The sequence below is a fragment of the Cupriavidus sp. FW305-26 genome, from assembly GCF_058787975.1.
On record NZ_JBYTAH010000002.1, the window covers coordinates 70,978 to 96,473 of the forward strand.

Consider the following 25,496-nt stretch of genomic DNA (forward strand, 5'->3'; position numbering starts at 1 on the left):
TGGTGTTGGGCTGAGGCAGAAAGTACGACAGGCGCGCGCGCTCGCTAACGAATAAAAACGACGGTCCATATTCAATAAGCGTCGTTTTCGTAATGCGGTGCCGGCGCTACGCTAGGCGGCATTCGGTGCGGGCCGCGCGCCGGCAGCGCGCCTCGTCGTTGTCCTTCCCGGAGTCTTTTTCCATGTCATTAACGTCCACCCTGCGCAGGCTGCCCAGCAGCGAAGCGCGCCTTGGCGAGGTGCTGGCCGGGCTCTGCGCGCGCTTTGCCGCCAGTGCCGGCGCGCACGATGCCGCTGCCAGCTTTCCGCACGACAACTTTGCGCAGTTGCACGCCAATGGCCTGGTTGCGCAGGTGGTGCCGCACGCGCAGGGCGGCGGCGGGGCAGGCCTGGCGCAGGCGCGCCGCATCGTGGCCGCGGTGGCGGGCGGCGATGCCGCAACCGCGCTGGTGCTGACCATGACCTACCTGCAGCACCGCGCGATCGCCCGCGCCGATTCGCACTGGCCACAGACCGTGCGCGACCAGGTCTTTGCCAGTGCGGTGCAGGACGGTGCGCTGATCAACGCGCTGCGGGTGGAACCGGAACTGGGATCGCCGGCACGCGGCGGCCTGCCGGCCACGGTGGCCACGCGCGTGGCCGACGGCTGGCGCATCAGCGGGCGCAAGCTGTACAGCACCGGCATCCCGGCGCTGCGCTGGCTGGCGGTCTGGGCGCGCACCGATGAGCCTCAGCCGCGCGTGGGCGTGTTCCTGGTGCCCGGACCGGCGGCCGGCATCGCGGGCGTGCGCATCGTCGAAAACTGGAACCACCTTGGCCTGCGCGCTTCAGGCAGCCATGAGACCGTGCTCGACAACGTCTGGATCCCCCCTGACCACGCGGTCGATATCCGCCCGCCGTCAGCATGGGCGCCGACCGGTGCCAGCCAGGCCGACATCGACGCCAACGCCGACCAGCAGGGCTGGATGATCGTGCTGCTGGGCAGCCTCTATGACGCGGTGGCACGCGCTGCCGCCGCATGGATCGGCGATTTCGTTCGCGAGCGCGCGCCCGGCAGCCTGGGCGCACCGCTGGCCACGCTGCCGCGCGTTCAGGAAGCCATCGGCGAGATCGCCGCGTTGCTGCGGGCCAATCAGGTGTTGCTGGACGATGCCGCCGCGCGCACCGACGCGGGCGAGGCGCCCACGCCGGCCGACAGCGGGCTGCTCAAGTACACGGTGACCGGCAATGCGATCCGCGCGGTGGAACTGGCACTGCAGCTCTCCGGCAACCACGGCTTGAGCCGGAACAACCCGCTGGAGCGCCACTACCGCGACGTGCTGTGCAGCCGCATCCATACGCCGCAGAACGATTCCATCCTGGTCGCCGCCGGGCGGGCGCAGCTTGGCCTGTAAGCGCGGGCCTGCCTGGCCGTGCTATGTTTGCAGCAGCACCGCCCCGCGGAGGGCCGCAGCGCAGGCGCCCGCCGCGCCGGCAAACCAGAACGAGACACTCCGGAGTCATTCCCATGGGCAGCACCCCCACCCCCAACCCGCTCGCGCCGCTGCGCGACTTCATCACCGGCCTGGCCGCGCTGCTGGACCAGCAGCCGGACGAGCCCCGCATCCTGCGCGAAGGCGGGGCGCTGCTGGCAAGGCTGGTTGCGCGCGACGACTGGCTGCCCGATGCCTGGGCCCAGCCGCATCCCGAGTACTACCAGCAGCACCTGCTGCATTGCGATTCCGCCGAACGCTTCTCGGTCGTCAGCTTTGTCTGGGGACCGGGCCAGCGCACGCCCATCCACGACCACACCGTATGGGGCCTGATCGGCATGCTGCGCGGCGCGGAAGACTCGCAGCCATTCGTGCTCGACGCCGGCGGCCGGCCCGTGCCGCATGGCGACGCCGTGCGCCTGCTGCCCGGGCAGGTCGAGGCCGTGTCGCCCACGGTCGGCGATATCCACCGTGTCAACAACGTGCATGACGACCGCGTCTCGGTCAGCATCCACGTCTACGGCGCCAATATCGGCGCGGTGCGCCGTTCGGTCTATGCCGAGGATGGCACGCGCAAGCCCTTTATCTCCGGCTATTCCAACCAGACCCTGCCCAACCTGTGGGACCGCTCCCGCGAGGTTGCCCAGTCATGACCAAGATTACTGCTACGCAAGCTGCATCGGTTTTCCCGACCTATTCGCCCGAGGACGTGCGCAAGGCCCTGCTCAACCACGACGAAGTCGCACTGATCGATGTGCGCGAGGAAGACCCCTTCGCGCAGGAACACCCGCTGTGGGCGGCCAACTTCCCGCTGTCGAAGCTTGAGATCGAAGCGTGGGCGCGTATCCCGCGCCGCGACACGCTGATCGTCGTCTACGGCGAATACGCCGGCACCGACCTGGCGCCACGCGCCGCGGCCGTGCTGCGCGAGCTGGGCTATACGCGCGTGCATCTGCTGGAAGGCGGACTGCGTGCCTGGATCGACGGCGGCGGCGAGGTGTTCCGCGACGTCAACGTGCCGAGCAAGTCGTTCGGCGAAGTCGTCGAAGCCAGGCGCCACACGCCGTCGCTTGCCGCCGAGGAAGTGCAGGCATTGATCGACACCAAGGCCGATGTGGTGATCGTCGATGCGCGCCGCTTCGACGAGTACCAGACCATGAGCATTCCCACGGCGACCAGCGTGCCGGGCGCCGAACTGGTGCTGCGCGTGCGCGAGCTGGCGCCCGATCCGAACACGCGTGTGATCGTCAACTGCGCCGGGCGCACGCGCAGCATCATCGGCACCCAGTCGCTGGTCAACGCGGGCATTCCCAACCCGGTGGCGGCGCTGCGCAACGGCACCATCGGCTGGACCCTGGCTGGCCAGCAACTGGACCATGGCGCCAGCCGCCGCGCGCCCGCCGCGGTCAGCGATGCCAACCGCGACAGTGCCCGCCGTGGCGCGCGCGAGATCGCCGACCGGGCCGGCGTTCGCCGCATTGCGCTGGCCCAGATCGAAACGCTGCAGCAGCCCGGGCGCACTGTGTACCGCTTCGACGTGCGCACGCCTGAGGAATTCGCAGACAGCCACCTGCCGGGCTTTGTCAACGCGCCGGGCGGCCAGCTGGTGCAGGAGACCGATCATTCCGCTCCGGTGCGCGGTGCGCGCATCGTGCTGGCGGATGATGACGACGTGCGCGCCAGCATGACCGGCTCATGGCTGGCGCAGATGGGCTGGGACGTCTGGGTGGTGGAACCGGCGACAGCGGCGGAACGTAGCGAAACCGGCGCGGTCAGCGCACCGGTGCCGGCGTCAGCGCCGGTATCGACCGTCACTGCAGCCGAACTGGCCAAATGGATTGACGCAGGCGACGGCAGCACCGCTGTCCTCGACTTCACCACCAGCGCCAACTACGTCAAGCGCCATATTCCCGGCGCCTACTTCGTCATTCGCGCGCAGCTTGCGGACGCGCTGCCGCGCATCCCGCAGCCCAGGCGCTACGTGCTCACCTGCGGATCGAGCCTGCTGGCGCGCTTTGCCGCGGCCGACCTGCAGCGCCTGACGGATGCGGAAGTGCTGGTGCTGGAAGGCGGCACCCAGGCGTGGATTGCAGCGGGGCTGCCGCTGGAAAGCGGGGAAACGCGCCTGGCCTCGGAACGCACTGACCGCTACCGCCGGCCGTATGAGGGCACTGACAACCCGCGCGAGGCGATGCAGGGCTACCTGGACTGGGAGTTCGGCCTGATCGCGCAACTGGAGCGCGACGGGACGCATGGGTTCAGGGTGGCGTAGGGCGCGGTGGCAGGTCATGTTTTGAGCATGCCCGGGTAGTGCTCTTGCAGCCAGTTGTGCATGGCTGCCTCCCCATCCATCGCTGCATATCATGCACTGTCACTGCATGATATGCAGTGGTGCAGAGGCGAAAGGGAGCTCAAAGCTTAAGGAGGAGTCGCAATGCCTCCTCCACTTCACTCATGTAATCAGTCCCCAATCTCGCGACCGGCCGCCGATGAACCGGCGATTGGACACCGCTCGGACCTGATCGATCAGCAGGTCCGTCTCATAGGCCAGGCCAGGCAGCTTGCCCAGCGCGACCCGCAACGGAAAGCAATCCTCGCGCTCGATTTGTGATGTGCCCGGCACGATGATCGTGGTCGGGTGGCCGGCGTCGTTGAGCAAATCCGTCTGGATGACCAGCGCCGGCCGGTTGCGCTTGGCCGGCTCTTCCCGATGGGTCTGTGGGTTGAGGTCGACCTGCCAGATCTGCCCGCGTTTCAGCTCAGTCAAGCCCGTCTCCGGCCGATGCGTCCATTTCCTCGCTGGCGGCCAGGTGCTTTGCCGAGAGCTTGCGGGAAAGCACGGCGATACGGGAGGCTATTTCCCGTTCGTTCTTCTCGCGCACGGCGTCGCGGATGTAGTCGGAGGTTTTTTGTCCCGATGCCTTTGCCAGCGCGCGAGTCTGGTCGGCCAGTTCTTCGCCGGCGCGGAAGGACAAGGTCGTTCCTTGCAAGCCCTTTCAGGCGCCCGATCTCTCTACAGCAAGGGAACGAACGTAACGATTCCCTGTCAATCGTAATCGTTCAGTTACAATGCTGTCCTGCAGCATCCTGCCGGCCAGGCCCCCGACTGGGGACGGCCGGCGGATGCCGTCAATGCCCCCGATTCAATGCGACTGTTGTTCCTGCTGCTGACTGCCATGTGCCTGTCGCTGCTCTCCTTCGGAGCAGTGGCGGACGCGCGCGCGGCGCTGCAGGCGCAGGCCAGCGTTGACCTGGTGGACCTGGCGGCGGCACAGCCTGTCGACGACCTGGGCCGCATCATCGTGCCCGGCGACGACGGCTTGCATGACGACGATATCTGCGACGACCCGCCCCCCGGGTATTGCAATATCTGGTCGGCGGACCTGCTCGACCCCCTCGACCTGCTCGACGAGATCGAGGAATCCAGTGCCCTGATTGCCTTGCCGCCAGTGAAGCTGCTGCTGCCCTCCGGCGATGTCGCCCAGCATCCGCCTGGCCGCGCCGAGCCGCCGCCTTCGGCCTTCTTCCGGCCACCCATTTCCCGCGCCTGAGCGTTTCCTGCGCCCGCACCGCACGCGCTGCAGCATGCCGCCTCCGTGCCGCGGGCCGCGCCCCCTTGCCTGATATCGCCAGCCTGCCTGTTGCCTGACCGCGCGGGCAAGCCGCTGCCGTTGTGCGTCCTGCCGTGATCGCGTCCAAGCGACCGCTCGCCCGGGGCGGGCGGCAGCATGGCGACAGGCAGCCGTATTGCTTGCTTTCCCGACTCATGACAACAACCAAGCTGACCCTGATCGCGTCGCTTTCACTGATCGCGCTCGCCGCTGCACCGACCCATGCCGGCGCACAAGGCGGGGTGTCCCCGAAGCCAACGGACGCGGCCGGTGCCGCGCCAGCCGCCCCCGCGCCCCTGACCAAACCTGCTGCCGCACCCATGCCGGGCTCCGCCATCCTGGCGGCTGCGGCGGTGCCGAAGCCCGCATCCGCCGCAGCGGCCGGCGCCCAGGCGGGACCCGCCTACTCGCTGCCCCAACTGCTCGAGCTGGCCCAGTCCACCAACAAGGGCGTGGCCGCCGCCGAGGCCGGTGTCGATGCCGCCAGCGCGGCAATCAGCAGCGCACGTGCCTATCCCAACCCGCAGGTGGAAGTGATGTACGGCCGCTTGTCCGGCAAGCAGCCAGGCGTGACCAGCGGCAATGCGCCCAGCTACGCCGTGGTGCAGAAGCTGGACTACCCGCACCAGCGCAGTCTGCGCGAGGCCATGGCCACCCGCGGGCTGGAGTCGTCGCAGGCCATGCGGCAAGGCTTCCGGGCCGACCTGGCCGCCCGCGTGAAGACTGCCTACTACGACGTGCTGCGCCGCGAGAGCGAGCTGCATGCCGCCGAGGAAGACCTGGCGATGATGCGCCAGATCCATTCGCGGGCGCGCCTGCGCGTGGAGGTGGGCGAGGCGCCGCGCTATGAACTGATCAAGGCCGAAACCGAACTGCTGGCCTCGCAGAAGAGCCAGCAGACTGCCGGGCTGCGTGTCAACCAGGCCAAGGCAGCGCTGCGCCAGCAGGTGGGCGGTGCCATGCCGGGCCAGTTTGCGCTGGCCGGCACCCTGGGCCAGTCGCCCGACGTGCCGCCGCTGCCGGTGCTGCGCGACACCATGACCGCCAGCAATGCCGAGCTGGTCCAGCGCCGCATGGAGCTGGAGCGCGCGCAGCTGGGCGTGAACTACCAGAAGTCGCTGCGCTGGCCCGAGGTAGCGGTGCGCGCCAGCACCGACCGCCAGCCTGACAACAACGTCTCGCAGATCGGGCTGGTCCTGACCATTCCGCTGTGGGACCGCCGCAGCGGCCCGGTGGGCGAGGCCACGGCGCAGGCCACGCAGGCGCGCAGCGCCCTGGAAGCGCGCGAGTTCGAGCTGACGCAGGAGCTGGAAGCCGCCTACCGCCAGTACGAGATCAACCAGGCCCAGGTGACGGCGCTCGAGTCCGGCATCGTGCGCGAGGCCGAGTCGGCGCTGGGCGTGGCCGAGTCCGCCTACCGCTTCGGCGAGCGCGGCATCCTGGACTACCTCGATGCCCAGCGCGTGCTGCGCGGCGCGCGCAATGACCTGATTGCCGCCCAGTACGACCTCCAGGTGGCCGCCATCCAGATCGAAAAGCTCATGTCGACCGCCCCGGGCGCTACCGCAGCGCCGGGCCTGCAGCCGACCTCCACCATCGAACAGAAATAACCATGCGCCCCAATTTCCTGCTTTCTCTGACGGCCGCTGCTGTCCTGACGTTCAGCCTGGCGGCCTGCTCCGACAAACCTGAACCCGTCGCCGAAGCGCCCAAGCTGCCGCCTGGCGTGATCCAGCCCGAGGGCAACCTGCAGAAGGGGCTGAAGGTGGCGCCGGTGGCTACTTCCCCGTTCAGCGAGATGCTGCGCGTGGCCGGCCGCGTCGACTTCGACGAGCAACGCGTGGCCCGCATCGGCGCCAGCGTGACCGGCCGCGTGACCGACCTCTATGCCACCCTGGGCCAGGAAGTGAAGGCCGGCCAGGTGCTGGCGCGCCTGCACAGCAGCGAGCTGGGCGCGGCGCAGATGGCCTTCCTGAAGAGCGAGGCCCAGACCGAGCTGCAGGGGCGCAACGCCGAGCGCGCGCGCCAGCTGTTTGCCGCCGACGTGATCGGCCGCGGCGAGCTGCAGCGCCGCGAGAGCGAACTGGCGATTGCCTCGGCCGAGATGCGCGCCTACCGCGACCAGTTGCGCGTGCTGGGCATGTCGCAGGCATCGATCGCCGAGCTGGCCAGGAGCGGCAGCATCAACTCGCATTCGCCGGTGTTTTCCAGCATCAGCGGCACCGTGGTCGAGCGCAACGTGGCGCAAGGACAGGTGGTGCAGCCGGCCGATGCGCTCTACACCGTGGCCGACCTGTCGCGCGTGTGGGTGGTGGCCGAGGTACCCGAGCAGCAGGCCGCCCAGGTGGCCGAAGGGCAGAGCGTCGACATCGAGGTGCCTTCGCTTGGCAACGGTGCGGGCAGCAAGAGCATCACCGGCAAGCTGATCTACGTCGGCCGCACGGTCAACCCGCAGTCGCGCACGGTGCTGGTCCGCACCGAGCTGGAGAACCGCGAAGGCCGCCTCAAGCCTGCCATGCTGGCCAGCATGCTGATCGCCGGCAAGCCGGTCGACCAGCTGGTGATCCCGGCCGCCTCGGTGGTTCGCGACGGCAACGACGAGCTGGTCTATGTCGAGATGCCGGGCAACAAGTACCGCCTCACCAAGGTCAAGCTGGGCGCCGAGAGCGACGGCATGCGCGTGGTGCAGAACGGTGTGAAGGCCGGCGACCGCATCGTGGTCGATGGTGCCTTCCATCTCGACAACGAGCGCAAGCGCCTCGAGCAAGGGTAATCGGCCATGATGAAATCCCTAGTCGAAGCCGCCATCAAGCAGCGGCTGGTGGTGTGCGTGATTGCCGTGGTGCTGTTCTTCTTCGGCCTGCGCGCTGCCACCAAGCTGTCGGTGGATGCTTTCCCCGATGTCACCAACGTGCAGGTGCAGATCGCCACCGAAGCCGCGGGCCGCTCGCCCGAGGAAGTCGAGCGTTTTGTCACCGTGCCGGTGGAAATGGCCATGACCGGCCTGCCCGGCCTGGAAGAGATGCGCTCGCTGAACAAGGCGGGCCTGTCGCTGATCACGCTGGTGTTTACCGACGCCACTGACGTGTACTTTGCCCGCCAGCTGGTGATGGAGCGCCTGATCGAAGTGGGCGGGCGCATGCCGGAAGGCGTGTCGCCGGTGCTGGGCCCGGTTTCCACCGGCCTGGGCGAGGTCTACCAGTACACGCTGGACCGTGCCGACGACGGCAACCGCGAACTGACGCAGGAAGAGCTGGCCGAGCGCCGCATCGCCCAGGACTGGGTGGTGCGCCCGCTGCTGCGCTCGATTCCGGGCGTGGCCGAGATCAACTCGCAGGGCGGCTACGTGCGCCAGTACCAGGCGCTGGTCAACCCGGAACGCATGCGCCACTACCAGATCTCGACCCAGCAGGTGTATGAGGCGCTGGCGCGCAACAACGCCAACTCCGGCGGCGGCGTGCTGCCGCATTATGCCGAGCAGTACCTGATCCGCGGCGTGGGCCTGGCCCGCGGCGTGGATGACCTGGGCAGCATCGTGCTCAAGGAGATCAACGGCACGCCGGTGTACCTGCGCGACGTGGCCAACGTCACCATCGGGCATGAGGTGCGCCAGGGCGCGCTGGTCAAGAACGGCCAGACCGAGGCGGTCGGCGGCATCGTCATGATGATGCGCGGCGGCAATGCCAAGGAGGTGGTCAGCCGCGTGAAGGCGCGCGTGGCCGAGATCAACGAGCGCGGCATGCTGCCGGGCAAGCTGCAGATCGTGCCGTACTACGACCGCAGCGAACTGGTCGACTCCGCACTGTGGACCGTGACCAAGGTGCTGCTGGAAGGCGTGGTGCTGGTGGTGATCGTGCTGTTCCTGTTCCTGGGCGACGTGCGCTCGTCGGTGATCGTGCTGGCCACGCTGGTATTGACGCCCTTGCTGACCTTCATGGTGATGAACGAGGTGGGCCTGTCGGCCAACCTGATGTCGCTGGGGGGGCTGGCCATCGCCATCGGCCTGATGGTGGACGGCTCGGTGGTGGTGGTCGAGAACGCGTTCGAGCGGCTCGGCCACAAGGAGCCGGGCCTCACCAAGACCGAGATCCTGGTCAAGGCCGTGCAGGAGGTGGCCACGCCGGTGATCGTGGGCGTGGGCATCATCATCCTGGTGTTCCTGCCGCTGATGACGCTGTCGGGCATGGAAGGCAAGATGTTCGCGCCGCTGGCGTTCACCATCTCGATCGCGCTGGCGATCTCGCTGTTCCTGTCGCTGACGCTGTCGCCGGTGCTGTCGTCGTACCTGCTCAAGGGCGGCGCCGAGCACGACACGCATGTGATCGCCTTCATGAAGCGCCACTACCTGCGCCTGCTGCACTGGGCGCTGGGCAACAGCCGCAAGACGGTGATCTGCGCGGTGGCGGCCTTCGTTGCCACGGTGGCGATCGTGCCGCTGCTGGGCACCTCGTTCATTCCGGAGATGAAGGAAGGCTCGATCGTGCCCGCGATCGATCGCGTGCCCAACATCTCGCTGGAAGAGTCGATCAAGCTGGAGAAGGAAGCCAACAAGCTGGTGCTGAGCGTGCCGGGCGTGAAGTCGGTGGTGTCCGGCGTGGGCCGCGGCGAAAGTCCGGCCGACCCGCAGGGCCAGAACGAGTCGACTCCGATCGCCAGCCTGAAGGACCGCGGCGAGTGGCCCGACGGCTGGACCCAGGACGATATCGCCAACGCCATCCGCGAAAAGCTCAAGGCCATTCCCGGCGTGCAGATCGTGATGGCGCAGCCGATCTCGGACCGTGTCGACGAAATGGTCAGCGGCGTGCGTTCTGACGTGGCGGTGAAGGTGTTCGGCGACGACCTGGACAAGCTGCGCGAGCTGGCGGGCGAGATTTCGCGCGTGGCCGGCGGCATCCAGGGCTCGCAGGATATCCGCATCGAGCGCGTGTCGGGGCAGCAGTACCTGTCGATCGAGATCGACCGCCAGGCGATTGCGCGCTACGGGCTGAACGTGTCCGACATCCATGACGTGATCGAGATTGCCATCGGCGGCAAGCGTGCCACGGACATCTTCGAAGGCGAGCGCCGCTTTGCCGCGGCGGTGCGCCTGCCGGAGGAGTTCCGCAACAACGAGCAGGCCATCCGCCAGCTGCTGGTGTCCACCCCCAACGGCACCCAGGTGCCGCTGCAGAGCGTGGCCAAGATCGAGGTCAACGACGGTCCGGCCCAGATCAGCCGCGAAATGGCCAAGCGCCGCGTGGTGGTGATGATCAACGTGAAGGACCGCGACCTCGGCGGCTTCGTGGCCGAGCTGCAGCAGGCCACCGACGCCAAGGTGAAGTTGCCCGAAGGCTACTACCTGGAGTGGGGCGGCCAGTTCCAGAACATGGAACGCGCCATGGGCCACCTGAAGATCATCGTGCCGGTGACCATCGCCGCGATCTTCTTCCTGCTGTTCCTGCTGTTCAACTCGCTGCGCTTTGCCACGCTGATCATCACGGTGCTGCCGTTTGCCTCCATCGGCGGCATCATCGGGCTGTTCGTCACCGGCGAATACCTGTCGGTGCCGGCCTCGGTGGGCTTTATCGCGCTGTGGGGCATGGCGGTGCTGAACGGGGTGGTGCTGGTGTCGTATATCCGCACGCTGCGCGACTCGGGTTTGTCGCTCGATGAAGCGGTGGTGCAGGGCGCGACCCAGCGTTTCCGCCCGGTGATGATGACCGCGACCATTGCGATGCTGGGCCTGGTGCCGTTCCTGTTCTCGACGGGGCCGGGCTCGGAAGTGCAGCGTCCGCTGGCGGTGGTGGTGATCGGCGGGCTGATTACGTCGACGCTGCTGACGCTGGTGATGGTGCCTACGCTGTATCGCTGGTTTGACGATCGCAAGCCGGATCCGACCAGGGATGTGCCGGTGTAAGGCAGCACAGACCTTCAAGTCCCGCTGGTTTGCTCCCTCTCCCGCAAGCGGGAGAGGGAGCACGCAAGTGGTCATTCAGAACCCTGCGCGCTTGCCAGCCGTTACAAGACAAACGCCCCATGCTTGGCATGGGGCGTTTCTTTTTTGCACAGCCGCCTTATTCAATAGCCGTAATACGGCTGCTGCTGTTCGTAATACCCCGACGGCTGCGGGCCGCAAGGCACATAGGCACGGTCGTAGTCGCGGTAGCAATACCCCGGCGGCGCTGCCGGCGGTGCGTATGAGACGGGAGCCGGCGCGTAGGTCACCGGAGCCGGTGCGTACGTGACGGGGGGCGGTGCCGCCATGACCGGCGTCGAGGCCAGGGCCGCGCCAAAGGCCAGGCCGACCAGCGCGCCGACAGCCAGCACCGCTCCGGCATTCGAGCCGCCGCCGTGGTGGTGGCGGCCGCGCGCGGATGCCGGGCCGGCTGCCACCAGCGCCACGCTCAGGGCAACCGCTGAAACGATTCGGGTGGAGGGGCGCATATCGGACTCCTTCTGATGCAGCTTGTGTGCATTCATGATGCACGCAAAGCGCCCCTCAAGGTGTTTCTGCGCGGCCGGCGACTTGTTAGGGTTGTAACGGCTGCTTTAATGCCGGTCAGCCGGCGGCCAGCGCGCGCTCGGGCTCCTGCCCGAATGGCGGCATGTTTTCCAGCCGCAGCGATTGCGGCACCGACAGCGAGATGTCCGCGGCGCGCAGGCGCTTGAGGATTTCGAACAACAGGTCGCTGCGCGTGTTGGCGGCGATGCGCGGGCTGCCGACATAGCCCGTCACCGACAGCGTGATGCCGTTGGGCGCCAGCTGGCTGAACATGACCGAGGGTGCCGGCACGTCCAGGATGCTCTCGTTCTCGCGGTAGACGTCCAGCAGCAGGTCGCGCAGCTGTTCGGGGTCGGTATTCAGGGGGAAGGTAAGTTGCAGCGACGCCACTCCCTGGGTGCTGTTGCTCATGGTCACGTTGCGCAGGTTCTGCGAGATCAGCTGCGAGTTGGGCACGATCACGGTGGAGCGGTCGCCCAGCTGGATTTCGGTAGCGCGCACGTTGATGCGGCGGATATCGCCCTCCACGCCGGCAATGCTGACCATGTCGCCCACCTTGACCGGACGCTCGGTCAGCAGGATCAGGCCGGAGACGAAGTTCTTCACGATCTCCTGCAGGCCGAAGCCGATACCCACCGACAGCGCGCTGACGATCCACGCCAGGTTGTCCCAGCGCACGCCCAGCAGCGACAGCACCAGCAGCACCAGCAACACGTAGCCGACATTGCTGTACAGCGTAATCAGCGAGGCGCGCAGGCCCGGCTCCTTGCAGACCTTGGGCAGCAGTTCTCCATCGAGCCAGCGCCGCACCGAGCGCAGCAGCCAGATGCCGACCCCGAGAGCGACCAGCGCATTCAGGATGCGGTCGGGCATGATGTTGAGGCTGTGCAGCTTCTCGCCGCCCAGCACCATTACCAGGCTGTTGAGCAGGTCCGCGGGTGTGGTGCCGAAGCCGCCGGTCAGCAGCGCCAGCACCGCCACCAGCAGCAGCACGCTGGCGCCGATGCCTGACAGGATGGTGGAGGCCTGCTCCAGGTGCGAATCGTCCACGCCGAACAGCTGCTTGATGACACGGCCGCTGGCGTAGTTGGTCGAGAGCAGGCTTTCGCAGACGTCGCGCGTGACCTGGGTCAGCAGGTACAGGCTGCACAGCACGATGTCGAACCAGACCAGCTCGTAGGTCAGGAAGCGCGCAAAGCTGATGTAGCCGGCCAGCAGCGCCACCACCGACACCAGCACGATGACCGACACGCCGGCGTGGATCATGCCCGCCAGCGTGGCGCGCGCCTCGGGCCGCTCGCCGGCGGCCGCCAGCAGGTTGCGCACGCGGTTGGCGCGCAGCAGCGCGGCGCCGATGGTCAGCACCACCACCAGCGAGACCAGCCCGCGTCCCAGCAGCGTGACCTGCACGCTGGTATCGGCAATGCGGTTCAGCTGCTCGAGCGTGCCGGCCAGCAGCAACAGGCCGGCCAGCACGGCGGGGAACGGCTTCATCGCCAGCGCCACCGGATCGGCCAGCGCCGGCAGGCGCCAGGAGGGATGGCGCGTGCACAGCAGCGCGCGCCCCAGGCCCGCGATCAGCGCGCTGGTCAGCGTCAGCTTGAGCAGCTGGCCGTACAGCTCGACCAGGTCCGGCGGCAGTTCATAGCTGCGCGTGAAGGCGTTGTAGACCAGCTGCACCGCCAGCCCGGTGGTGCACACGGTGGCCAGCGTGGTGGACAGTGCCAGGGCGCTGCGGCGCAGGCGCGTCTCCGGCAGCTTGTGCAGGCAGAACCACGCCAGTGCCCGTTCCGCCAGGCGCCGGCCCAGGGTCCATACCGCCAGGGCCAGCAACAGCAAGGCGATGGTGGCGGCGCGCTGTGACGGCTGCCAGGCCAGTTGCGCCATCGGCACCACCTGGTCGGTAAAGGTGGCCAGGCGCGCCTGGTCTTCCTGTGTCGGGCTGACCAGCGGCTTCCAGAACTGCGGGTTCAGGATGCTCTCGGAGCGCAGCGCGAGCTGGTCCTTCATCTGACCGCGCTGCAGCCGCGCCAGCTGGTCGCTCAGGTTGGCGATGTTCGCCTTGCTCTCTCCTGCCTGCTTGAGTTGTGCGTCAAGCTGGGCACGGCGCGCATTCAGATCGGCGCGCTGCCTGACCACCGCCGGCGCTTCCTTGGTGGTGGCGGCCGCCGGTGGCGGGCCCAGCACGTCCAGCTGCGCCTGCAGCTGCGCCCGCTGCGGCGTCAGCGCCGAAGACAGCTTGTCGACGTCGGCATCGAGCTTCTGCAGCGTTTCTTCGAGTTCATGCAGCCTGGTGTTGCCTTCCGGGTCGGAGGCCTGCTGCTTGATGCGGTCCTGCTCGGTCTGCAGGCGCTTGAGTTCGGCGGCGGCCTCGCCGTGGCTGATGGCGGGCGCCTGCTGGGCGCCGGCCTCGGAAGCCGCTTCTGATGCCGGGGCGGCCAGTGCGGCCGGCGTCAGGTGGCATAGCGCAGCGAGCGCAAGGCCCAGTGCGAGCCGTGAAACTTTGCTCATGGCGGAATCTCGTCGGATGGTGACTTGCGGCGGCCCCGGCATCGGCAACGGCATCGCGCTGGCACGCGTCGGGTGCGGCGGCGATGGGATGCGGGAACGGCCGGAGCACCGGCAATGAACACGGGAAGGGAGCCGCTCGCTGGCGCTCCCTTCAGCGAAGTCTGGTCAGGGCACGAAGCGCGGCGGGCTGCCTGGCAGGCCGGTGTGCGGGACACGGGACGTGCTGACCGATGGCGGCGGGACCAGAGGACACGAAAAACGGCCTTGCCGCGGTTCGCGAAATTATACGAAAGCGGATACGCCACCCAGCCGTTCCTTGTGTCGGATAGCGCACGGGGTGACATTTTGATACGGATACGCGCGCGGTGGCGCGTGGTCTGCGGGAATCGCATTACCATCACGGTCTTTCGGGCCGCAGGCGGCCCATTTCATTACCAGGAGATGGCATGGCTGTTCCGTCAGGCACGGAAAAGGCGCAGCTCGGCGGCGAGGCCGGGCAGATCGAAATGTTGGTGGACCGTCCCGCCGGCGCGCCGCGAGGCATCGCCGTGGTCGCGCATCCGCATCCGCTGCTGGGCGGCTCGGCCACGCACAAGGTGCCGCACCAGTTGGCCAAGGCGCTGGTGGCACGCGGCTTCCTGACCGTGCGGCCGAATTTCCGCGGGGTCGAGGGGTCCGCGGGGCAGCATGACCAGGGCAGCGGCGAGGCGCAGGACATGCTCGCCGTGGTCGCCCATCTGCGCGAGGCCCATCCCGGCCTGCCGCTGGCACTGGCCGGCTTTTCCTTTGGTGCGTTCGTCATGGCCAATACCGCCGCCACGCTGGCGGCGCGGTCCGTGCCGATCCGCCACCTGGTGCTTGCCGGCACGCCTTACGGCACCGTCAAGGCGCACCGCAGCTATGACACGCCGGCCGTTCCCGCTGATTGCCTGGTGGTCCACGGCGAGCGTGACGAGCGCGCGGAACTCGGCGCGCTGTTCGACTGGGCGCGCCCGCAGGGGCTGCCCGTGGTAGTGGTGCCGGGGGCGGACCACTTCTTTACCGGCAAGCTGCCGCTGCTGGTCCGTATCGTCGGCGGCTACCTGGATCGTCCCGAGGCCGGGGCGGCCGCCTGACGGCTTAAGGGCGCCAGGCCTCAGGCGTTCGGCATCGCCGGTGCGCCGCCGATCGGGTCGGGATGGATCTGCATCAGCGCGGCGCGCTTCTCCAGCAAGTGCTGGCGCAGGATGGCCGCCAGCCGCTTGCCGTCGCGGGCTTCCAGCGCGTGGATCATCTCTTCGTGATCGTGCACGGCGCGGTCCCATTTGTCGGTCTGGTGGTTGGAGCGGAAACGCATCGCCTTGAGCCGCCGGTTGAGCGTCAGGTAGGTCTGCTGCAGCGTCTGGTTGCGCGCGGCACCGGCGATGCGGTCGTGGATCTCCTGGTTGCGGGCGTAGTAGCCGGGCAGGTCGTTCTGCGCGCGGCAGGCCAGCATGGCGTAGTGCAGCGCCTTGATCTCGGCCAGCTCCGGCGGCGTGATGCGCTCGCACGCCAGCTCCCCGGCAAACGCCTCCAGGCCGCTCATCAGCTCGAAGGCTTCCCAGGCCTCGGCCTCGCTCATCCGTGACACGCTCGCGCCGCGGTTGGGCGAGATCTCGATCAGCCCCTCGGCGGCCAGCACCTTCAGCGCCTCGCGCAGCGGCGTGCGCGAGATGCCCAGCGTTTCACACAGCTCGCGCTCATTGAGCTTCATGCCCGGCGGCAGCACCCCCTCGACGATAAAGTTGCGCAGGTGGTCGACCACGGTGTCGTGCAGCCGCTGGCGCACGACCCTGGGCAGGAGCGGGGCGGCGGCTGCACCGGTGCCGTCCGGAGTTTGCATGCAATGTCCCTGTCATTGGCGTTGCGCCATTCTAAGACATTGCTGGCGGGCGGCGGCCCGCTCCTCGCCTATCGCGCCGGACCGCGCAGCGGCATGCCGTTTTCACGCGGCGCCTGGGAGCCTTCGCCCCGTCCGATCAGCGCCACCGACAACGCCGACACCACCCCCGCAAAGGCAACGTAGGCGCAGATCTGCCAGGGCTTGCCGCCGCCCGACTTGAGCAGTGCCGTGGCGATGATGGGCGTGATGCCGGAGGCGAAGATTCCCGAGAACTGGTAGACGAACGAGATCCCGGTGTATCGCACCCTGGCATCGAACAGCTCGCAGAACAGCGCAGCTTCCGGGCCGTAGACCGCGGCGTAGAGGATGCCGAACGGCACCACGATGGACAGCCACAGCAGCATGGTGTTGCCGCCGCTGTTCAGCATCAGCCAGAACGCCGGGAAGGCGGACAGCGCCGTGATCAGCGAGCCCCAGAAATACACGCGGGTGCGGCCGATGCGGTCGGACAGGTGGCCGAAGAACGGAATGAAGAAGCACATCGCAATGGCCGCCGCCATTACGCCGACCAGCGCTTCAGTCCGGCTGATATTGATGGTCTGGGTCAGGTAGGTGATCGAGAACACGCCGAAGATGTTGAAGAAGACCCCGTCGATATAGCGTGCGCCCATGCCCTTGAGGATATTGCCCGGGTAGCGCCGCATCATGTCGACAAAGGGAATCTGGGTCTCGGCATTGCGCTGCTTGATCACGGCGAATTCAGGTGTCTCCTTGACGTTGAGGCGGATATACATGCCCACGAACACCATCCCCGCCGAGATCAGGAAGGCCACGCGCCAGCCCCACGCCAGAAACTGCGCATCGGTCAGGGTCAGCGACAGCAGCGCCACCACGCCGGATGCCAGGCACAGTCCGATCGCCAGCCCGATCTGCGGCAGCGACGCATAGAAGCCCCGTTTGCCCGGCGGTGCGTACTCATAGGCCATCAGCACCGCGCCGCCCCATTCGCCACCCAGGCCGATGCCCTGCAGCACGCGCAACAGCAGCAACAGGATCGGCGCCAGGATGCCGATGCTGTCATAGGTCGGCACCAGCCCGATCAGGAAGGTGGACACGCCCATGATCATCAGCGTGATCACCAGCATGCTCTTGCGGCCGACCTTGTCGCCAAAGTGCCCGAAGATCACGCCGCCCAGCGGCCGCGTGACAAAGCCCACCGCAAAGGTGGTGTAGGCCAGCATGGTGGCCACCAGCGGGTCATTGCCGGGGAAGTACAGCTTGTTGAAGACCAGGCCGGCGACCACGCCGTACAGGAAGAAGTCATACCATTCGATGGTGGCGCCGATCACGGACGCCAGCGCGACCTTGCGGATCGCCTGTTCGTTGGGGCTTGTCATGCTTGTCTCCTCTGGTGATGGGCGGCGTCCTCTGGAAGGATGGTTATGGACGCCGGATGCACTGCAGGGTTTGGCCTTGTTATGGATGCCTGGCCTTGGTTGTTCGCAATCAGGATTGGCGCAGGCCGCTCAGGCGGCTGCTGCCATCTTGGTTGCCACGTCGACGGGATGCACTTCCCGCCGTGCGTCTTCGCGGATGAAGTCGGCCGCGCGCTCGGCCATCATCACCACCGGCACGTTGGTGTTGCCCGAGACCAGCGTAGGCATCACCGAGCAGTCCACCACGCGCAGCCCGCCCACGCCATGCACGCGCAGGCGCGCATCGACCACTGCCAATGGATCGGCGGCGGGCCCCATTTTCGCGGTGCCCGACGGATGGAAGATGGTGGCACCGTACTCGCGGCAGAAATGCAGGATCTCGTCGTCGCTGCGCACCTCGTCGCCCGGCCGGAACTCGCGCTTCATCAGGCCGCGCATCGGTTCGGCCTGCGCCACGCGCCGGGCGTAGCGCACCGCTGCCACGGTGCAGCGCCGGTCCAGCTCGGCCGACAGGTAGTTGGGCTGCATCGACGGCGGCTCATACGGATCGGTCGAGCGGATCCGCACCGTGCCGCGCGACTCGGGCCGCAACTGGCATACCGAATAGGTGCAGCCGGAGAAGGGATGCACCGTGCCGCCCGCCATGTCGGCGGACAGGGTCGAGAAATGGAACTGCGTGTCCGGCGTGGCGCTTTCCTGCGGCAGTGCGCGGCAGAACATCGCGCCCTGGTTGATGCCGATCGCCAGCGGCCCCTTGCGCATCAGCAGCCATTCCAGGCCCATGCGCGCCTTGCCCGTCAGCGAGCGCAGCTGGTCGTTGGTGGTGATCGGCTTGGCCACCTCGTAGATCAGTCGCACCTGCAGATGGTCCTGCAGGTTCTCGCCCACGCCCGGCAGGGCATGCACCACCGGTACGCCCAGGTCCTGCAGCAACGGCGCCGGGCCGATGCCCGACAGCTGCAGCAACTGCGGCGACTGCAGCGCGCCCGCGCACAGGATCACCTCGCGCCGCGCCCGCAGGATATAGGGCTGGCCATGCTGGGTGTAGCGCACGCCCACGGCACGCTTGCCTTCGAACAGGATCCCGGTGGTGTGGGCATCGGTCTCGACGCGCAGGTTCGTGCGCCCGCGCGCCGGGCGCAGGTAGGCCACCGCGGTGGAGCAGCGCCAGCCGTTGCGGGTGGTGAGCTGGTAATAGCCCACGCCCTCCTGGTCGCCACCGTTGAAGTCGGTCTTGCGGGGCAGGCCCAGCGCCTGGCCGGCGCCGATGAAGGCATCGACCAGCGGATGCTGCCGGTCGATCGAGGTCGCGTTCAGCGGGCCGTCGGTGCCGCGCGTGGGGCCGGCGCCAAGGTCGTTGTTCTCGAGCTTGCGGAAGTAGGGCAGGCAGTTGTCCCAGCTCCAGCCCGGATTGCCCAGCGTTTCCCAGTGGTCATAGTCCTCGCGCTGGCCGCGTACGTAGATCAGGCCGTTGATGGCGCTGCTGCCGCCCAGCGTGCGGCCGCGCGGCCAGTAGATGCGGCGATCGAGCATGTTGGGATCGGGATCCGTATAGAAGCCCCAGTTCACTTGCTTGTGGAACATGGTCTTGCCATAGCCGATCGGGATATGGATCCACGGGTAGCGGTCGGGCGGGCCGGCCTCCAGCAGGCAGACCGAATAGCGGCCGTCTTCGCTGAGCCGGTTGGCCAGCACGCACCCGGCCGAGCCGGCGCCTACCACGATGTAGTCAACGGTTTGCGACATCGTCGCTGTCTCCTTTTTTGGCCGGCAGGCACGTAACCACCCGGCTTGGATCTATAATCTGAAACATTCTGTTCCGGATTTTATTTTTCAAAGCCGGAATGGAAAGCTCAATCGCGAGGAGACGCCGGTTGTGAAACAGAACGTGCAATTCCCGTTTCAGAATCGCACTGCAGCAGAAGACGGGGCGGTGGAGGACGAAGCACGCAGCCTGCGCGTGCTGATGGTGCTGTCCAGCCTGGCCAGGGCGCAGCACCCGCAGACGTTGTCCCAGCTTTCGCAGCGGTTGCATGTGCCCAAGGCGACACTGATGCGCCTGCTGGCCGCCATGGAGCGCACCGGCTTCGTGGTCCGCATGCCCGCCGAGCGCGGCTATGTGCCCGGCCCGGGCGCCGCGTCGCTGGCACTGCAGACCCTCAGGAGCCCGCCGATGCTGCGCGAGTGCCGCGCCATCCTGGCCAGGCTGGTGGCGAGCCTGGGCGAGACCTGCAACCTCACCGCGCTCGACGGCGACCGGGTCCTCTATGTGGAGCGGGTCGAGACGCACGAGCCACTGCGCCTGCAGCTGTCGCCCGGCATCCACGTGCCGCTGCACTGCACCGCCAGCGGCAAGCTGTTCCTGTCAGTGATGAACCGGCTGGAGCGCCAGCACATGCTCAGGCGGCTGGACCTGGCCCCGCACACGCCGCGCACGCTGTCCGATGTGCCGGGACTCAACACCGAGCTGGACCGGCTGGGCGCGCGCGGCATCGGCGTGGACCACGAGGAATTCGTGCGCGGCATGTGCGCGGTGGCAGTGCCGGTGCGCGAGCCGGATGGAGAGGGTTCAGGCCGGGTGGTGGCCGCGATTGCCTGTCATGCGCCGACTGCGCGGGCTTCGCTTGAGGCGCTGCTGCAGGCGGTGCCGACGCTGCAGGGCGCGGCGAGGGAGATGGCTGCGGTGCTGTGCGCGCACTGAGCCGGGCCGGCTTCCCGTTCAGCGCTTGCGAACGCCAGCCGCCGCCACCGCGCGCGCGGCCAGCAACGGCACTGGCTCGGCCACGAGGGTCTCGCCGGCGCGACGCATGACGAGCTCGCGAAACAGGCGCGCCGGCGTGCGTGGCGTGAGTTCGTCGTTCCAGACCGCGACCACCGGCTCCACGCGGCTGCCGAGTTCGAAGCGAAGCACTCGCGCCACCTTGGCCAGGGTGAGCTGCGCGGCAATGCGCTCGGGGAACACCGCGAGGAAATGACCCGCCTGCAACAAGCTGGCCGTGGCGGCCACATCGCTGGTGCGGATGCCCAGCGAGGGCGCCGGCGCCCCTAGGGTATGAAACGCCGTGTGCAGCAGGTGAAGCATGCGCGAGCCGGCCACCGGAATGCACCATTGCTGCCCGGACAGTTCCCGCGCCGCCAGCTTGCGGCGCGTGAGCAGCGGATGGTCCAGGCTGGCGACAATCACCACCTTCTGCGCCGGGACTACCGGTGCCGTGCGCAGCGCGGGTAGCGACAGGCGCGGATCGTCATAGGCGAACAGCAGGTCCAGCGAGCCATCCACCAGTTGATCCGCCAGTTCGCCGATGCCGCCTTCGATCACGCTGATCTCCACGCGCGGATGGTCACGGTAGAAGTCGCTCATCGCCCGCGCCAGGAAGGGCTGCACCGACATCGTCCGGAACGCGATGCGCAACGCTCCCTGGCTGCCGGCACGCACTGCCTGCAGCGATTCGGCGAGCCGTTCGAGCTGCGCCAGCAAGACCGCCGCATGGGCTGCCATCTCCCGTCCGGGCTCGGTCAGGTGCAGGCCGCGGCGGCTGCGCTCGAACAGCGGCATGCCCACGATGTCTTCGATCTCGGCCAGGGTCTTGGACACCGCGGCGGGGCTGACATGAAAGCGCGCGGCGACGGCTGCGGCGGTTGGCATCTCGCTCAGCGCCAGCATGATGCGCAGGTGGCGCAGCTTGAGGCGGCCAAGCAGGGTATGGGCGAAGGCTTCGGCGGGCATGGGGCAGGCGACGATCGGCGGGGCCGGGTGGCTCATTCTACAAGTTAACCATTTGCTCAACAAACAGCGATTTTTATTCGCTTTTGGTATCGGAGCCGATCCCATATAGTCGGCGCATCACCTGATTCATTCCAAGCCATCACGAGGCAATCAGACCTCAGGAGGAGACCCATGGAAGCCATGAGCCATTTGCGCTCGATCATGCGCGGCATGCTTGCCGGCGCAGCCTTGCTCGCAGCCACTTGCGCAACTGCCGCACCCGCGTGGCCCGACCGGCCGCTGCGCCTGGTGGTGCCGTTCCCGGCCGGTGGTTCCTATGACATCATCGGCCGCACACTCGCGCGCAAGCTGGAACAGCGGCTGGGGCAGCCGGTGATGGTGGAGAACATCGCCGGTGGCGCGACCGTGCCGGGTGTGTCGTCGGTGCTCAAGGAGAAGGCCGACGGCAACACGCTGCTGCTGGCCAGCGACGGCACGCTCAGTATCAATCCGTTCACAATCAAGGGCCTGCGCTATCGCCCCGAGACCGACCTGACGCCGGTGACCATCGTCAGCACCGTGCCGCACTGGATCATCACGCGCGCCGACCGCAAGGAGATGACGCTGGGCGAGCTGAAGACGCATATCCAGCGCAATCCCGGCAAGGTGTCGATCAGCATCAACGTCGTCGCGGGGGCTGCGCACCTCGGCCTGGCCGACTGGAAGCGCCGCAATGGCCTGGATTTCACCATCGTTCCATACCGCGGCTCGCCGCCGGCCATGGCGGACCTGATCGGCGGCCAGACCTATGCGCATGTCGATGTGATCGGCTCTTCGGTCAATTACGTCCAGGATGGCAAGGCCAGGCCCCTGGCCACGCTGCAGGCGGAGCCCGTCACGCAGTTTCCCAGCCTCGAAACGCAGAAGGCGGGCGGCACGGATGTGCTGCAGGTACGCGGCAACCTGGCGCTGGTGGTCAAGGCGGGTACGCCGGCCCCGGTCATCGACCGGCTCTACAGGGAAGTGAAGGCCAGCGTGCAGGAAGCGGACTTTGCCGCGCGCCTGCAGACGCTTGCCTATGAGCCGGTCCTTTCCACCCCCGAGCAGGCCCGCCGCTTCCTGCAAGCGGAAACGATCCGCTACGGCGCCATTGCGCGCGCAGTCGATCTCGAATCCAACTGAACCCTTCACGCTGTCGGAGCCAGTCCATGCGTTTTGTCATTGCCCTGATGCGGCATGAAACCAATACCTTTTCGCCGATTGCCACGCCATTGAGCGCGTTCAACCGCGGCAGCACCGCTGGCCCGCTCTACGGCGACGACGCGGTGCGTGCGTGCCAGGGCACCAACAGCGCCGCGGCCGCGTTCATCGACCTGGTACGCCACCAGGGCGACGAGTTCGTGATGCCCCTGATGGCGAACGCGGTGCCCAGTGGCATGGTGACCGCACAGGCATTCGAGTCGATGGCGGCCAGCATTGTCGAGGCGGTGGGCGCAGGCTGCGATGCCGTGATGCTGGACCTGCACGGCGCCATGGTGGCCGAGGGCTATCCGGATGCCGAAGGCGAACTGCTGGCACGCATCCGTGCCGCCGCGCCCGAGGTGCCGATCGCGGTATCGCTGGATTTCCACGCCAACTTCAGCGCTGCGCTGGTTGACAATGCGACCGTGATCGCCGGCTACTGCACCTATCCCCACGTGGACGTGTACGAGACCGGCGCACGCGCCGCCCGTACCCTGATGGCGGCGCTGCGAGGCGAGGCCCGCCCGGTCCTGTTGTGGCGCACGCTGCCGATGCTCACCCACATGCTGCGCCAGACCCCGCGCGCGCAACCCATGAAGGACATCATGGAGCGTGCGATGGCGGCCGAGCGCGATGGCGAGGTGCTCAACGCCTCGGTGTTTGGTGGTTTTCCGCTTGCCGATATCCCGCATACCGGCCTGGCCGTGGTGATCGTGGCGGATGCCGCCAGGGTCGACGCAGGGCGGCGCCTGCTCGACGAGCTCTGCGGCATGGCGTGGGAACGCCGGGCTGATTTTGTTTTTCCGATCGAGCCGATGGAGGAATCCATCGCGCGCGCCAAGACGCTCACGCAGGGCCCGGTCGTGCTGGTCGACCATGGCGATAACTGCGGCGCTGGCGGGCCGACGGATGAAATGACGGTGCTGGGCGAAGTCCTGCGCCAGGGGCTCGAAGGCGTGGTCGCCGGGCCGTTCTGGGACCCGGGCGCGGTGGCGGAACTGATTGCCGCCGGCGTCGGGCAGTCCGTCACACTGGATGTGGGCGGCAAGACCGACATGCCCGCGCTGGACCTGAAGGGCCGTCCGTTGCGGCTGAGCGGCCGGGTGCAGTGCATTACCGACGGCAACTACCAGGTCACCGGCCCGATGTTCACAGGCATGAAGCTGAGCCTGGGCCGCACCGTGGTGCTGGATGTCGCCGGCACGCTGGTCGTGATCTGCGAGAAGCCGCAGGAGCCGTTCGATACCGGCGTGTTCACGCATGCGGGCATCGACCTGTCGCGCCGCAGGTACATCCTGATCAAGTCGCGCCAGCACTTCCGCGCAGGGTTCGAGCCGATCGCCAGCGAGATCGTGCTGGTGGCCGGCCCCGGAGTCTGCAGCTCTGACTACAGCCAGTTCCCGTTCCGCAACCTGCGCCGCCCGATCTATCCGCTGGAAGTGCACACTGCGCTCGAGGCCGCCTGAGCGCATCCGCCGCCGTCAACCGGAGTAATCCGTATGCTATTTCCGAACCCCTTGCGACGGCTGGCCGCCGCGCTGGCATTGGCCCTGGGTGCCAGTGCCGTTCCTGCCATGGCTGCCCCCGCCAGCGGCGACGCGCCCGTGCGCATCGTGGTCGGCTTCGCGGCCGGTGGCGCGCTGGACATCTTCGCGCGCGCGCTTGCTGAAAAGCTGCGTGTTTCGCTCGATACGCCTGTCCTGGTCGAGAACCGCCCCGGCGCATCGGCGCGGCTGGCGCTGGAGAACGTCAAACGCGCGCCGCCGGACGGCAAGACGGTGCTGATCTCGCCCGCGCCGCCGTTCACCATCTTTCCGCTGACCTACAAGCGCCTGGCCTATGACCCCGACAAGGACCTGGTTCCGGTCGCCTACCTGGCCGACGTGCCGCTGGTGGCGTCCGCCAGCGTCAACCAGCCCTATCGGACCATGCCGGAATACCTGGCATGGGTGAAGCGCAACCCGGACAAGGGCGGTGTCGGGCTGGTCACGCTCGGCGGCAGCATTCATTTCGGGGTGCTGTCGCTCAGCAAGTCGATTGGCGTGCCGTTGCTGCCCACTGCCTATCGCGGCGCCGTCATGATGCTGACCGATGAGATCGGCGGCACGCTGCCGCTGGGTATCGATGCGGTGGGGGGGCAGATGGAGCTGTACCGGGCGGGCAAGATCCGTTTCCTCGGCGTCACCGGGACCCGCCGGTCGGCGCTGCTGCCTGATGTGCCAACGCTGGCGGAGGCGGGCGCGCCGGGTTTCGAGGCGGCGTCAGGCTGGTACTCGGCCTTTGTGCCGGCGGGGACGCCGCCGGCTGCGGTGGCGAGGATCGAGAAAGCGCTGCTCGACGCCGTCAAGGATCCCGTGGTGCGCGACAGGATGTCGGCGCTGGGCATGGAGATGAACGGCAAGCCGGGGGATGCCCTGCGCAAGCTCATCCAGGCGCAGCGCATGCAGTGGGGACCGGTGGTCGCGGCTTCGGGCTTTACGGCCAGCGAATGAGGCGAGCGGGCCAGGCGACGGTGGCGCGGGTATCGCTTGCTGCCTACCCTGATTGCGCAGGGCCGTGCCGCAACAGCCGGCCAACCCGCTCACGCAACATCGGCAGCACCTCGTCCTCAAACCAGGGATGCTGCTTGAACCACGGCTGGTTGCGCGGTGACGGATGCGGCAACGGCACGAAGCCGGGCGCGTAGTCCTTCCATGCCCTGACGGTCTCGGTCAGCGTCGGCTTGCGGCGCGCCCCGAGGAAATGGCGCTGCGCGTACTGGCCGACCAGCAAGGTCAGCTCGATCGACGGCAGTTGCGCCAGCAGCCGGTCGAGCCACAATGGCGCGCACTCGCGGCGCGGCGGGTTGTCGCCGCTCTTGCCGCGTCCGGGATAGCAGAACCCCATCGGGATGATCGCGAACTGCGATTCGTCGAGGAAGGTGGCGGCATCGACCCCGAGCCACTGCCGCAGGCGGTCGCCGCTCGCATCGTTCCAGGGAATGCCGGTTTCATGCACGCGTATCCCCGGCGCCTGGCCGACGATCAGGATGCGCGCGTCGGCCCCGACGCGCACGATCGGGCGCGGGCCCAGCGGCAGGTGTGGCGCACAGGCGCGGCAAGCCCGTACCTCGGTCAGCAGGGTATCGAGCGAGGAGCGTTGGCCTCCCTCAGGCGTTGGCTTGGATTCCCGCATCG

20 protein-coding genes and 1 pseudogene are annotated in these 25,496 nt (G+C 67.7%); 12 read left to right on the plus strand and 9 right to left on the minus strand.

Features of this window, described 5'->3' with window-relative positions:
• Window positions 1–182: 182 nt before the first annotated feature.
• The 3 genes from AC3WQZ_RS01940 (at window position 183) to AC3WQZ_RS01950 (ending at window position 3,744) form a co-directional block, all read left to right on the plus strand.
• Window positions 183–1,394 carry an acyl-CoA dehydrogenase family protein gene (locus tag AC3WQZ_RS01940; RefSeq protein WP_058696512.1) on the plus strand — a complete coding sequence of 404 codons (1,212 nt, stop codon included), beginning with the start codon at window positions 183–185 and terminating at the stop codon, window positions 1,392–1,394.
• A gap of 113 nt (window positions 1,395–1,507) precedes the next feature.
• A complete protein-coding gene (locus tag AC3WQZ_RS01945) occupies window positions 1,508–2,125 on the plus strand; it encodes a cysteine dioxygenase family protein (RefSeq protein WP_010810343.1) in 618 nt (205 codons plus the stop codon).
• A complete protein-coding gene (locus AC3WQZ_RS01950; protein ID WP_058696511.1) occupies window positions 2,122–3,744 on the plus strand; it encodes a rhodanese-related sulfurtransferase in 1,623 nt (540 codons plus the stop codon). The genes AC3WQZ_RS01945 and AC3WQZ_RS01950 overlap by 4 nt, the downstream gene beginning before the upstream one ends.
• 139 nt (window positions 3,745–3,883) lie before the next feature.
• Here AC3WQZ_RS01950 and AC3WQZ_RS01955 read toward each other — a convergent pair.
• Window positions 3,884–4,239: pseudogene (locus AC3WQZ_RS01955) on the minus strand (type II toxin-antitoxin system PemK/MazF family toxin).
• Complete coding sequence (locus AC3WQZ_RS01960) at window positions 4,232–4,462, minus strand: antitoxin of toxin-antitoxin stability system (protein ID WP_058696510.1); 231 nt, start codon at window positions 4,460–4,462, stop codon at window positions 4,232–4,234. Before AC3WQZ_RS01960 ends, AC3WQZ_RS01955 begins: the two are co-directional and overlap by 8 nt.
• Window positions 4,463–4,618: 156 nt before the next feature.
• On the opposite strand from AC3WQZ_RS01960, the gene AC3WQZ_RS01965 reads away from it, so the two are divergent.
• The 4 genes from AC3WQZ_RS01965 (at window position 4,619) to AC3WQZ_RS01980 (ending at window position 10,979) form a co-directional block, all read left to right on the plus strand.
• A complete protein-coding gene (locus AC3WQZ_RS01965; protein WP_010810337.1) occupies window positions 4,619–5,023 on the plus strand; it encodes a hypothetical protein in 405 nt (134 codons plus the stop codon).
• A gap of 215 nt (window positions 5,024–5,238) precedes the next feature.
• The gene (locus tag AC3WQZ_RS01970) at window positions 5,239–6,693 is read left to right on the plus strand and encodes a TolC family protein (RefSeq protein ID WP_058696509.1); all 1,455 of its coding nucleotides are present in this window, start codon (window positions 5,239–5,241) and stop codon (window positions 6,691–6,693) included.
• 2 nt (window positions 6,694–6,695) lie between these two features.
• Window positions 6,696–7,856: an efflux RND transporter periplasmic adaptor subunit gene (locus tag AC3WQZ_RS01975; RefSeq protein ID WP_058696508.1), complete on the plus strand. Its 1,161-nt coding sequence runs from the start codon at window positions 6,696–6,698 to the stop codon at window positions 7,854–7,856.
• A gap of 6 nt (window positions 7,857–7,862) precedes the next feature.
• Window positions 7,863–10,979, plus strand: coding sequence for an efflux RND transporter permease subunit (locus AC3WQZ_RS01980; RefSeq protein WP_058696507.1), 3,117 nt, complete (start codon window positions 7,863–7,865; stop codon window positions 10,977–10,979).
• A 161-nt stretch (window positions 10,980–11,140) separates the two neighbouring features.
• Here the strand turns inward: AC3WQZ_RS01980 and AC3WQZ_RS01985 are convergent, their stop codons facing one another.
• Entirely contained in the window at window positions 11,141–11,506 is a 366-nt protein-coding gene (locus AC3WQZ_RS01985) for a mechanosensitive ion channel protein MscS (protein WP_492299952.1), read from the minus strand.
• A gap of 115 nt (window positions 11,507–11,621) precedes the next feature.
• Window positions 11,622–14,075: a DUF3772 domain-containing protein gene (locus tag AC3WQZ_RS01990; RefSeq protein WP_011617509.1), complete on the minus strand. Its 2,454-nt coding sequence runs from the start codon at window positions 14,073–14,075 to the stop codon at window positions 11,622–11,624.
• Between the two features lie 446 nt (window positions 14,076–14,521).
• Here AC3WQZ_RS01990 and AC3WQZ_RS01995 point away from each other — a divergent pair, with 446 nt between their 5' ends.
• Window positions 14,522–15,190 carry an alpha/beta hydrolase gene (locus AC3WQZ_RS01995; protein ID WP_492299954.1) on the plus strand — a complete coding sequence of 223 codons (669 nt, stop codon included), beginning with the start codon at window positions 14,522–14,524 and terminating at the stop codon, window positions 15,188–15,190.
• A 20-nt stretch (window positions 15,191–15,210) separates the two neighbouring features.
• On the opposite strand, the gene AC3WQZ_RS02000 is transcribed toward AC3WQZ_RS01995, so the two are convergent.
• From AC3WQZ_RS02000 to AC3WQZ_RS02010, 3 genes are all read right to left on the minus strand, one after another.
• Window positions 15,211–15,936, minus strand: a complete 726-nt coding sequence (locus AC3WQZ_RS02000; RefSeq protein WP_011617507.1) for a GntR family transcriptional regulator — start codon at window positions 15,934–15,936, stop codon at window positions 15,211–15,213.
• Between the two features lie 68 nt (window positions 15,937–16,004).
• Window positions 16,005–17,333: an MFS transporter gene (locus AC3WQZ_RS02005; protein WP_010810329.1), complete on the minus strand. Its 1,329-nt coding sequence runs from the start codon at window positions 17,331–17,333 to the stop codon at window positions 16,005–16,007.
• Window positions 17,334–17,462: 129 nt separating this feature from the next.
• Window positions 17,463–19,118, minus strand: a complete 1,656-nt coding sequence (locus AC3WQZ_RS02010) for a GMC family oxidoreductase (RefSeq protein ID WP_010810328.1) — start codon at window positions 19,116–19,118, stop codon at window positions 17,463–17,465.
• Between the two features lie 130 nt (window positions 19,119–19,248).
• Here AC3WQZ_RS02010 and AC3WQZ_RS02015 point away from each other — a divergent pair, with 130 nt between their 5' ends.
• Window positions 19,249–20,073 carry an IclR family transcriptional regulator gene (locus AC3WQZ_RS02015; RefSeq protein WP_492299955.1) on the plus strand — a complete coding sequence of 275 codons (825 nt, stop codon included), beginning with the start codon at window positions 19,249–19,251 and terminating at the stop codon, window positions 20,071–20,073.
• Between the two features lie 18 nt (window positions 20,074–20,091).
• Here the strand turns inward: AC3WQZ_RS02015 and AC3WQZ_RS02020 are convergent, their stop codons facing one another.
• Window positions 20,092–21,135 carry a LysR family transcriptional regulator gene (locus AC3WQZ_RS02020; protein ID WP_234788061.1) on the minus strand — a complete coding sequence of 348 codons (1,044 nt, stop codon included), beginning with the start codon at window positions 21,133–21,135 and terminating at the stop codon, window positions 20,092–20,094.
• A 135-nt stretch (window positions 21,136–21,270) separates the two neighbouring features.
• Here AC3WQZ_RS02020 and AC3WQZ_RS02025 point away from each other — a divergent pair, with 135 nt between their 5' ends.
• From AC3WQZ_RS02025 to AC3WQZ_RS02035, 3 genes are read left to right on the plus strand one after another with little or no spacing between them, the layout of a single operon-like run.
• Window positions 21,271–22,260 (plus strand): Bug family tripartite tricarboxylate transporter substrate binding protein, encoded by a 990-nt coding sequence (locus AC3WQZ_RS02025; protein ID WP_439671996.1) that lies wholly within the window; start codon window positions 21,271–21,273, stop codon window positions 22,258–22,260.
• 26 nt (window positions 22,261–22,286) lie between these two features.
• Window positions 22,287–23,786: a M81 family metallopeptidase gene (locus AC3WQZ_RS02030; protein ID WP_492299957.1), complete on the plus strand. Its 1,500-nt coding sequence runs from the start codon at window positions 22,287–22,289 to the stop codon at window positions 23,784–23,786.
• 33 nt (window positions 23,787–23,819) lie between these two features.
• Entirely contained in the window at window positions 23,820–24,812 is a 993-nt protein-coding gene (locus AC3WQZ_RS02035; protein WP_010810323.1) for a tripartite tricarboxylate transporter substrate-binding protein, read from the plus strand.
• A gap of 43 nt (window positions 24,813–24,855) precedes the next feature.
• On the opposite strand, the gene AC3WQZ_RS02040 is transcribed toward AC3WQZ_RS02035, so the two are convergent.
• Entirely contained in the window at window positions 24,856–25,494 is a 639-nt protein-coding gene (locus AC3WQZ_RS02040) for a uracil-DNA glycosylase family protein (RefSeq protein WP_058696502.1), read from the minus strand.
• Window positions 25,495–25,496 lie beyond the last annotated feature (2 nt).

Coding starts and splice junctions, on each gene's coding strand:
- AC3WQZ_RS01940 (WP_058696512.1), top strand. CDS start 183: ATGTCATTAACGTCCACCCTGCGCAGGCTGCCCAGCAGCGAAGCGCGC.
- AC3WQZ_RS01945 (WP_010810343.1), top strand. CDS start 1,508: ATGGGCAGCACCCCCACCCCCAACCCGCTCGCGCCGCTGCGCGACTTC.
- AC3WQZ_RS01950 (WP_058696511.1), top strand. CDS start 2,122: ATGACCAAGATTACTGCTACGCAAGCTGCATCGGTTTTCCCGACCTAT.
- AC3WQZ_RS01965 (WP_010810337.1), top strand. CDS start 4,619: ATGCGACTGTTGTTCCTGCTGCTGACTGCCATGTGCCTGTCGCTGCTC.
- AC3WQZ_RS01970 (WP_058696509.1), top strand. CDS start 5,239: ATGACAACAACCAAGCTGACCCTGATCGCGTCGCTTTCACTGATCGCG.
- AC3WQZ_RS01975 (WP_058696508.1), top strand. CDS start 6,696: ATGCGCCCCAATTTCCTGCTTTCTCTGACGGCCGCTGCTGTCCTGACG.
- AC3WQZ_RS01980 (WP_058696507.1), top strand. CDS start 7,863: ATGATGAAATCCCTAGTCGAAGCCGCCATCAAGCAGCGGCTGGTGGTG.
- AC3WQZ_RS01985 (WP_492299952.1), bottom strand. CDS start 11,506: ATGCGCCCCTCCACCCGAATCGTTTCAGCGGTTGCCCTGAGCGTGGCG.
- AC3WQZ_RS01990 (WP_011617509.1), bottom strand. CDS start 14,075: ATGAGCAAAGTTTCACGGCTCGCACTGGGCCTTGCGCTCGCTGCGCTA.
- AC3WQZ_RS01995 (WP_492299954.1), top strand. CDS start 14,522: ATGGCTGTTCCGTCAGGCACGGAAAAGGCGCAGCTCGGCGGCGAGGCC.
- AC3WQZ_RS02000 (WP_011617507.1), bottom strand. CDS start 15,936: ATGCAAACTCCGGACGGCACCGGTGCAGCCGCCGCCCCGCTCCTGCCC.
- AC3WQZ_RS02005 (WP_010810329.1), bottom strand. CDS start 17,333: ATGACAAGCCCCAACGAACAGGCGATCCGCAAGGTCGCGCTGGCGTCC.
- AC3WQZ_RS02010 (WP_010810328.1), bottom strand. CDS start 19,118: ATGTCGCAAACCGTTGACTACATCGTGGTAGGCGCCGGCTCGGCCGGG.
- AC3WQZ_RS02020 (WP_234788061.1), bottom strand. CDS start 21,135: ATGAGCCACCCGGCCCCGCCGATCGTCGCCTGCCCCATGCCCGCCGAA.
- AC3WQZ_RS02025 (WP_439671996.1), top strand. CDS start 21,271: ATGGAAGCCATGAGCCATTTGCGCTCGATCATGCGCGGCATGCTTGCC.
- AC3WQZ_RS02030 (WP_492299957.1), top strand. CDS start 22,287: ATGCGTTTTGTCATTGCCCTGATGCGGCATGAAACCAATACCTTTTCG.
- AC3WQZ_RS02035 (WP_010810323.1), top strand. CDS start 23,820: ATGCTATTTCCGAACCCCTTGCGACGGCTGGCCGCCGCGCTGGCATTG.
- AC3WQZ_RS02040 (WP_058696502.1), bottom strand. CDS start 25,494: ATGCGGGAATCCAAGCCAACGCCTGAGGGAGGCCAACGCTCCTCGCTC.